The organism is Rhodothermales bacterium (assembly GCA_013002345.1).
Taxonomy (GTDB): Bacteria; Bacteroidota; Rhodothermia; order Rhodothermales; family JABDKH01; genus JABDKH01.
On the sequence record JABDKH010000167.1, the window covers coordinates 1 to 8,822 of the forward strand.

The 8,822-nt window shown below is 57.9% G+C and carries 6 protein-coding genes; 3 read left to right on the plus strand and 3 right to left on the minus strand.

The genetic code is table 11. The features are described from left to right. On the plus strand, positions 1-1,625 hold a 1,625-nt coding region (locus tag HKN37_08535; GenBank protein NNE46692.1), incomplete at its 5' end, for a BamA/TamA family outer membrane protein. A 21-nt stretch (positions 1,626-1,646) separates the two neighbouring features. Here the strand turns inward: HKN37_08535 and HKN37_08540 are convergent. Next, complete coding sequence (locus HKN37_08540) at positions 1,647-2,573, minus strand: mechanosensitive ion channel (protein NNE46693.1); 927 nt, start codon at positions 2,571-2,573, stop codon at positions 1,647-1,649. Between the two features lie 235 nt (positions 2,574-2,808). Here HKN37_08540 and HKN37_08545 point away from each other — a divergent pair, with 235 nt between their 5' ends. Both HKN37_08545 and HKN37_08550 read left to right on the plus strand, forming a co-directional pair. Then, positions 2,809-4,083, plus strand: coding sequence for a mechanosensitive ion channel (locus HKN37_08545; protein ID NNE46694.1), 1,275 nt, complete (start codon positions 2,809-2,811; stop codon positions 4,081-4,083). Then, positions 4,080-7,544, plus strand: a complete 3,465-nt coding sequence (locus tag HKN37_08550) for a hypothetical protein (protein NNE46695.1) — start codon at positions 4,080-4,082, stop codon at positions 7,542-7,544. The genes HKN37_08545 and HKN37_08550 overlap by 4 nt, the downstream gene beginning before the upstream one ends. 72 nt (positions 7,545-7,616) lie before the next feature. Here the strand turns inward: HKN37_08550 and HKN37_08555 are convergent, their stop codons facing one another. Beyond that, positions 7,617-8,456 (minus strand): RNA polymerase sigma factor RpoD/SigA, encoded by an 840-nt coding sequence (locus tag HKN37_08555; GenBank protein ID NNE46696.1) that lies wholly within the window; start codon positions 8,454-8,456, stop codon positions 7,617-7,619. Between the two features lie 169 nt (positions 8,457-8,625). Next, the coding region (locus tag HKN37_08560; protein ID NNE46697.1) for a GH3 auxin-responsive promoter at positions 8,626-8,822 on the minus strand (197 nt) is incomplete at its 5' end.

Below are 8,822 nucleotides of genomic sequence, written 5' to 3' on the forward strand. Positions count from 1 at the left end.
ACCGGCGAATCAGTCAGCTTCGATGGCACCCGACGGACGACACAATCGCCTACTACGTCCATGATGATCAGGGGGTCAGGGCGATCGAACTGCTGGATATCGAGACCGGACACGTCCGTCGCATCACAAGTGGAGACCACGACGACCGGGGACCCGTGTGGAGCCCCGATGCCTCGGCCATTGGATTCACATCGCTTCGAGACGACGTGCCCAACGTATTCGCCGTGAATCTTGCAGACAGCTCGATTCGATGCGTGACTCAACTTGCGACTGGCGCAACACTCACCGACTGGATCGGGGCTGATACATCCGGGCATCAGGACCGGATGATCGCGATTGTCAGTCATACGAAGGAGAAGGACAGAGTGTATGCTCTGAATCCGTCCGCAACGACACCGGAAGTCGAAACGCGCGTGCCACCCGAGTATGCATCCTGGACAAAACGCTCACCACCTGCGACGATCCCGCCACGCATTGCGAAACTCGAAAACACAGTTCAGAGGAGACACGACTATAACACATGGAAGAATATCTCTCATGTGGCGTCGATCGGTCTTCCTTACTTCAACTCGACTGGGGACTGGGGAGTGGGTGCGGGTACGCTCTGGATCGAACCGCTCGGCAAACACGTGCTCGGGGCTGCCGCAGGTCTCTCCGTTGCCGATATCAGCAAGTCGTTCTTCGCTTTATCGTACATCAACAATCAATTGAAGCCCTCGCTGGCCTTCAGCGTCAGTCATTTCCCCGATGTAAGTCGTCCGTATGGCACCGACATTCTCCGCGAGGACCGTGCCGATATCAGTCTGGTCGCACTATGGCCGCTGGACTGGAGGCCCCGTCCCTACACTCGGACCCAGGCCTTGATCTGGGCCCGATACCTCTCCGTGGAGCCGCTGAACGCATCGGCATTCGCCGCGCAGGTGGACGGCCTTCCGGTTCCACAAGAAGGACGCCAGTCAAGTCTGAGATTTTCGATCCGACGAAAGAAGCTGAGACCGTTTCGCGATAACCAGTCACATCCGCTTGATGGCTGGGGACTGAGATCGAGGGTCACGCTGGCTGTCACAGGTGCCGACTTCGACCAGAGTTATGTTCGATTTGAGACATCGGGATACACGGTTGTGCCGGTCGTGGAACGACATCGGTTATTCCTGCACGGACGCTACCGCGGCCAGCGCGGAACGAGCCTGCCGCAAGACTTCGTCGGGCTTTCCAGGTATGACCCGATACGCATCGACGCGGGAGACCTCCTCAGTTTCATTTCGTCCGAATCAGATCGCGTTCGAGGGCACAGACGACTGGTCATCGGCAGCGATGTCTTGTTCGGCTCGCTTGAGTATCGGATCCCGCTGGTCCCGAGTCTGCGCACAGAAATCCTCGGACTGCTCAGCCTGGGCTCTACGACGCTCTCGCCATTCTTTGATGCCGGCGTCGTGTGGTCGAGACCGGACGGGCGTGACGCCGTTGCCCAGTATGGCGCCGGGGTGGAGATCAAGAACGCACTGCGTATCGCAAACCTGATCGAGTTGACCCATGCCGTCGGATTTGCGCAGCCGGCGTCGGCACTCTTTTCAGATAGTCGGTACGAGGTCTACTACAGAGTGCAATCAGCACTTCCTTTCTAGCGAGGGTCGTTTCCGGCCCCACTACTCTGATGTGCCCGGGCTCGGCATCAGCGTGATTTCCTGACTGGCCGATGCGATCTGGACCTTGCCGTTGGTACCTTCCAGCCCAAGGAGTATCGCCGAGAAGAGCAGATCCTTCGTGGTCCGCCTCTTTTTGTAGTCGACGACATACCGCATCGTCATCGTCACCCAGTTCTCATCAGCTTCGATAGACACCGTCGGTTCGACTCGAGCCCGTTCCACGAGATACTTCTCTACCATGCGAGCCCAGACACGTCCAGCTTCCTCACTGTACTCACCGACCGTATCTGCAGCCACACGCAAGAAGACCTCTCGGGCCAGTATCAGGTCGCTTCCGTGACGTATGGGTATAGCGATCTCATCCCACAGGAAGGGGAAGTCACCGGAGTAATTGAAGATGGGCTCTTTGAATACGTACGAGTTTGCGACTCGCACGACGCGCCCGGTATACAGATCTCCACGAACCCACTCGCCCAGCTCCATCAGCGTCGTCCGAATGATGCTGACGTCGATAACGTCGCCGGTCACACCGCCCATCCGGATCCGGTCACCGGTCTTGTAGATGTCTCCGAAGGAAATGGCAAGCCACCCGGCTACACTGACGATGACCTCCTGGAGAGCAAATGCGATGCCCGCGCTGGCTACACCGAGTGCCACAGTCAGACCGGTTAGTTGTTCGCTGTAGACAACCGAGAGGAATATTAGAGCGAAAAGTAAAGTCCCGAAGGAGACTAGTTTTCGCGAACGATAACGTGACTTGTCATCGCGGACTGAACGTGAGAGCCAGCGCCGAACCAGCAGCCCGATTACGTAGATAATCACGACGCCCGTTGCCGCGACGACTACCTTGCCGAAGAGCGGGCCGGAGACAAATTGTTCGAAGAGCGACAACACTTCTCCCGTAGATTCCTGTAGCTGATCTTCCATTGATTGACGAGCCGGATAGACTATCTCACCGACATTGCAGGATCCGCAAAGCTACGGCAGCCGGCACGTTCAGTGTTGAGTATGGCTGAACAACATTTCCAAGATTTGCAGTATTGCCCGCTGATGGTGTTCCTTTAATGCCGGGTCCTGCCTGATCAGTGGCCCGGGACATTTCCCATACGGGGTAGCGACACGGCTTTTTCTTCGCTCATCTCCTGCACCAGACCGCTTGCGAATGGCGAATTTCCTGATTTCGAGCGTCTTGTCCAGATCAAGACGATACGGCTCCAACGGCAAGTCCGGATGGCTCCTTGCCGTATTGTTCACGGTGGCTGCCGTTGCGACGGGATGCGGCCGGGGTGATCTACCGGCGGACGCTGTCCCGGCGGCGGTTTCTGACTCTGTTGCTGCGCAGGACTCGGTAGTCATCGACTCCTCGATCGTCGCGCAAATCGTTCCGCCCGCCGCCGTAGCGGCTGCACAACCGGTCGTGGTCCCTGCCTTACAACCTGCCGCGTCTCCGGATACGGTAGCTACGGTGTCCTCACGACTTGACTCGCTCCTGCGACAGGTGGCAAAGCTCGAAACGTCGGTTCGAACGCTCCAACGACAACCTTCCTCCTCGACTTCCCGACGCACGCCCGATACCACAAGTCAGTCACTGCGACCCCGTGAGCAGCTTCGCGAAACAGCCCAGGACGTTTCCAACTTCGGCCTCCGCGCATTCTGGGCAGTTGTGGTGATCTCGGTCGCTTTCTTCCTGATCAAGTTTCTGGTATGGATTCTTGAGACGTCAGCCGAACGCAGTGCCAAGCGTCGCCTGTTCTTCAAGAAGCTGATTCCTATTAGCCGGATTCTGGTCTGGTTGCTTGTCGTTTACTACGTGGTGGCCGGTATTTTCGAAGTGGACCGGGACGGGCTCGTAGCCGCGGGAGCCGCCCTGGGTGTTGCGATCGGCTTTGCAGCACAGGACGTACTCAAGAACATCTTCGGCGGAATCCTGATTATCATTGACCAGCCGTTTCAGGTGGGCGACCGTGTGAGCGTCGGGGGAACCTATGGAGAGGTTGTCTCGATCGGACTGCGGTCTACGCGCATTGTCACGCCCGACGACAATCTCGTGTCCGTACCCAACACGCAGGTGGTTGACGGTCAGGTTGCGAACGCAAATGCAGGAGCCCTCGACTGCCAGGTCGTGACCACTTTGTATCTGCCGGGCTGGGTCGACGTGGGGCGCGCGAAGGAGATCGCGTACGACGCGGCGGCAAACTCGAAGTTCGTCTTTCTGAAGAAACCGATCGTCGTATTCGTGCAGGATGAATTCAAGGAGACGTTTCTATCCAAGATTATCGTGAAAGCTTACGTGCTTGACGCTCGCTACGAGGGTGCTTTCGCCAGTGATGTGACGGAGACAGCGAAGTCTCAATATCTGCGGGAAGGTATGTTGACTGAGTTCTACCCGGGGAGTGCGAGAGACATCGAGTCCGAAGATGTGGAGGTGAGTGAATGAGCGAGACGCTTCCGGGCGGGACAACGGATTCCCCACCGGCCACATCAGTTGAACATGCCCTCACCCCGGAACCCGCCGACGTGAATCCGTGGTCCGATGCGGAGCAACAGCTGCGGCAACTTGTCGACGATGCTCGAATTCGGGCCGCCGGTAGCCATGCCGACTGGAGCGACTCTATTGAGGACCTGTTCAAACAGTGGAGCAAGACTCTTGACGATCTCGCGAACAAGCACGGCATGCACGTGGACAAGTTGGCCGGCCAACGTCCCGATTCCGGCGCTCTTCCACCCGGCGTCCTGGCCGAGTATCGGTCCGCGTTCACGAAGGACATCCTTCAACCGCTTCTCGACGTTTCGTCTCGCAACCGGCCGCCAACAGACGTCGCCGCGAGGTTCTGGAAGATGGTCGATGCCCTGACGGCACTGCCCGACCGATTCCCCGAGAACACGCGCCTGCTGGAACCAAAAGAACTCTACGACAGGCGCACGGAGGATTCTGCGACGATCCAATTACGCAAGGCGGCGCACAGAATGCTGTTGTCGGGATCTGATTTCCTTCACGGGTCCAGGGTCCTTCTCGACAAAGTGCTGAGACGCGAGGTACGGCGGCGACTGCCAACAAGTCGCGTCATTCCGGCCAGACATCTGGCTATCTATCACTTGCGACAATCCCTTCCAGACTTGCTCATCGAGGAGCACAGTGCGGCCCAGCGTCAGCTTTTTCAACTCGTAGGCACTCTGGAACGGCTGATTGGGGCCTGGACAAACGGTGTCCTCGTGGTCGAACGAGACGTCGAGCCCGACGCTGAAGCCCGTGGATCCATGGTGCCATGGGATGCCGTTCCGTCTCCTCCCCAGCCCGAGAGCGACGCGGTAAAGGAGAGGGATGACACCGGCAAATCCGCAGCCCCGCCTGCCACAGAGGATGAGGAGCCATCAAAAGAAAAGGACACGCCAGTTCCGTTGTTCGACGTCCTCCATCAACAAGCCACTTCCCTTCAGCAAGGACTCGAGAAGCTGTCTGCGCTCGCGGTACCTCCCGAACCGGCGGAATCAGATCCTGTCGGCGAAGTGTTTGCCAGCCTTGACGTAGACCTCCGCAAGGGCGGCACAGGACTACTGGCGACGTCGAAGCGACCTCTGCTTGATCAGCCACGAGGAGTGCAGTTGTTAGCCTCGGCGCAGGCAAAGTGGGACGAGTGGCATAGAGAGGTCGACCAGCGCTTCAGGTACTACCTGGGCCTCATGAAACTCCGGGACGAGCTTGTTGGTCTCGAGCGACGCCTTGTGATTCGGGTGGGACGGGCGACCGTTGAGCAAGTGCTCATGACGTTTGCAGACATGATGCAACGCTTCGAGGCGGTGGGGTCAGACGTAGGAGTTCGTGCCGCCGAGGCGCGTAAGGAAAAGAGTCCGCCGCGGCTGTTACAGCACCTCGATAAATCCGGGAATCAGCTCGTCGACTTCCTGCAGGGCATATTCCATCAGCTGCCCGGCCTGGTATCGTCGGATCAGGCGCTCTCGGATCCGGGGCGGACCGAATGGGATCAGCTCACACGCGTTGCTGCACGCCTGCCGGAACTGGTTACGATGCACAGCCTGCAGGAGGAAGACCTCGCCAAAGAGAGCCGCAGACCGATCCAGATCGAGGTGAGCTCACTGGTCTTAGACGTTATTGAGCCCCCGCTTCCCGATCGTTTGCGACGACCCGCGGAGCAATTGCGAGCAGCAGTGCGACGAGTCTGGACAGAGACAGAGCAAGTTCATCATATTGTTCAGTACAACATCGATGCCGCCACCGATGAACTGAAGGCGTTTCTGGAAGAGAAGGTCGAGGTTAAAGCCGCGGGACGGGAGAATCAGGATCCCGACGAAAAGCCCCCGCTCACTGTCGAGGAGACCATCGACGCCTCCAGCAAGCTGGTCACTGACGGACTCAGTCGGGCCTCCACAACGCTGGCACAGCTCGCGACGACCTTGCACCCCGCCTGGACTGACTTCGTAAAGACAGTCAATGCGGAGTTCCGACAGGACTGGATAGACGTCCACCGACGACTTCACACAGCCGACACCGCAGAAGAACAGTGGGCGGGCTTTCGCTCCCAATTGGAGCGGCGTTTTGAGAAGGACCTCGGGCGGGCACGCGTGCGCTGGCAGATCATAGCGGCATCAGTCACTCGGATCGCGACCGCCAGTCGTCGCCGCGTTGCAAGCCTGATCAAGATCGGACAGTCGGCGGTCGGCGTCCTGGATTCAGGTGATACCGGTCGATTCGATACCATCGACGCCCTGTCCGGAGTGAGCACGCTTCAGGAAAGCCTGCCACTGATCTATCGACGGCTGTTTTCCTTTGACCCGCTGGACGAAGCCAGTTTGCTCGAGGGTCGGTCCCGAGATCTCGTATCGGTCAAACAGCACTTCACGAGATGGAAGGACTCGCATCAGTTGGGTGTTCTTCTGGTACAGGCGCCACTTGGGAGCGGCAGGACGAGCACGATGAATGTGCTTCAGGACACGGTCTTCAAGGATTACGAAGTTGCGCGCATAAGCCTGAAGGAGCGGATCTATCACCCGGATGAATTCGCGGTCCTGATTGCCACCGGGCTGGGCTACGAGAATCCTGAAATAACGCTCGAAGAGCTTGAGGAGGATTTGATTCACTCGAAGCGATCCCAGCCGCCCCACGTGTGCTTCATCGACAACATGGAACACCTCGTATTGCGAGCCGCCCAGGGTGTAAACATCATCGAGCGTGTTATCCTCTTTCTCTCACGGACTGATCGATCCATGTACTGGCTGGGGACGGTCGGCTCCTACACCTGGCAGTTCCTGTCAAAGACTGCGGGCAAGGCGGTCGGTTTTGTCGATACGTATCAACTGACGCCATTCGACAGGGACATGATCGAGTCACTGATTATCAATCGTCACCGTCGGAGTGGGATGACATTGCAGTTTGTGGAGCCCACGGACGCGTCGGCGCTGATGCGGCAGCGCCTGAAGCGCGCGAAAACACCGGAGCAGTTACAGAGTCTGCTTCGCGAGGATTACTTCGACAGACTATGGCGGGCCAGCGGCCAGAACGTGATGCTCGCCCTCTTCTACTGGATTCGAAGTGCAGAATTCAACGAGGAGAATAGCACGTTGACCGTCCGGTCGCTCGCTCCTCTTCGGTTTGACTATCTGAACGACCTGACCCTGGATCACGCATTCACGTTGAAAGCCTTCTTCCTCCACAAGACACTATCCCTGGCCGATCACTCCCGGATATTCACTACGAGCGAAGCCGATAGTACGGTGATTCTTGAGTCGTTGCTCAACGGCTACTTCATCGAGGAAGTGCCTTTGGCTGAAAGAAAGGCGAATGGAGATTACCACGTCAAGAAGCACGCGATTTACCGACTGCGTCCTCTCATACTGCATCCGGTGACGAGCTTCTTGCAGAGCAAGAACATCATCTACTAGCCGTCGCGGCCCAAACAAAAAGGGGTGCCGGCAATCGCCGGCACCCCGTCTTGCAACAGCACGTGTTTCGTGCTAGCCGATATGCATCTGAAGCTCCTCTCGGCGGTGCTTCTGGCGAAGCTTGCGGAGGGCCTTTTCCTTTATCTGCCGGACGCGCTCTCGCGTAAGTCCAAATCGCTGGCCGATCTCCTCGAGCGTCAGCGGATGCTCGCGACCAATGCCAAAATAGAGTCGTGTGATTTCCGCTTCCCGTGGATGTAGCAGGCTCAGCGCACGTTCGATGTCAATCTTGAGCGACTCATCCATGAGCGTCTCATCCGGGGCGAGATCGTCATCGTTCGGGAGTACATCGAGGAGGCTGTTGTCGTCGTCTTCATTGAACGGAGCGTCCATCGACAGATGTCGCCCGGTGTGCTGCATCGCTTCCCGGACTTTCTCGACGTCGACTTCCAGTTCATCCGCCAGCTCCTCGATATTCGGCTGGCGCTCGTGCACCTGCGCGAGCCTGGCGCTCGTCTTCCGAATCTTGGAAATGGTACCGATACGGTTGAGCGGCAGGCGAACGACCCGACTTTGCTCGGCCAGCGCCTGCAGGATTGCCTGACGAATCCACCACACGGCATATGAGATGAACTTGAATCCACGCGTCTCATCAAACCGCTGGGCAGCCTTGATCAACCCGTAGTTGCCCTCATTGATCAGATCCGCGAGCGTCAGCCCCTGGCCCTGATATTTCTTGGCGACAGAGACGACAAATCGGAGATTCGCACGCGTGAGCTTGTGCAGGGCCTCCTGGTCGTTCTGCTTGATGCGGCGCGCCAGATCAACTTCTTCTGCCGGAGTCAGGAGCGGAATTTGTCCGATTTCCTGCAGATACTGGTCCAGCATGCGTTGCTGGCGGGGGACATACATATGTCTACAGTCGGTCTAGGATTGTAACGATGTAGCGATATCTAAGACGCTAATTAAGCGGCGGTTCTTCCCCGCGCTGAATTCTTTTGCGAGAATTTCGTTTGCGCGGCTTCACTGCACGTTCCAGAAACCATCTTGTTCCCGATCTACTTGTACGTCGAGCCGTGCATCACGAGCGATGTTCCAGCCTGGCCGCGAACGTAAGAACGCTGTCTGCGATTTGCCGTTCCTCGCTCATACGAAGGACTTTCGACTGCGCGCTGACCCGCTCTTTCGTGCCCTTGAGCCAGTTCTCGAACGTGCCTCGGGGAACCGGGACAATCTGTGGTTCCAGAAACGCGCCCGCCTCGCGCCGTATCTGGTAGT

Bases quoted from the DNA above. Each gene is read 5' to 3' on its own strand.
- HKN37_08545 (NNE46694.1), top strand. From the start codon at position 2,809: ATGGCGAATTTCCTGATTTCGAGCGTCTTGTCCAGATCAAGACGATAC.
- HKN37_08540 (NNE46693.1), bottom strand. From the start codon at position 2,573: ATGGAAGATCAGCTACAGGAATCTACGGGAGAAGTGTTGTCGCTCTTC.
- HKN37_08555 (NNE46696.1), bottom strand. From the start codon at position 8,456: ATGTATGTCCCCCGCCAGCAACGCATGCTGGACCAGTATCTGCAGGAA.
- HKN37_08550 (NNE46695.1), top strand. From the start codon at position 4,080: ATGAGCGAGACGCTTCCGGGCGGGACAACGGATTCCCCACCGGCCACA.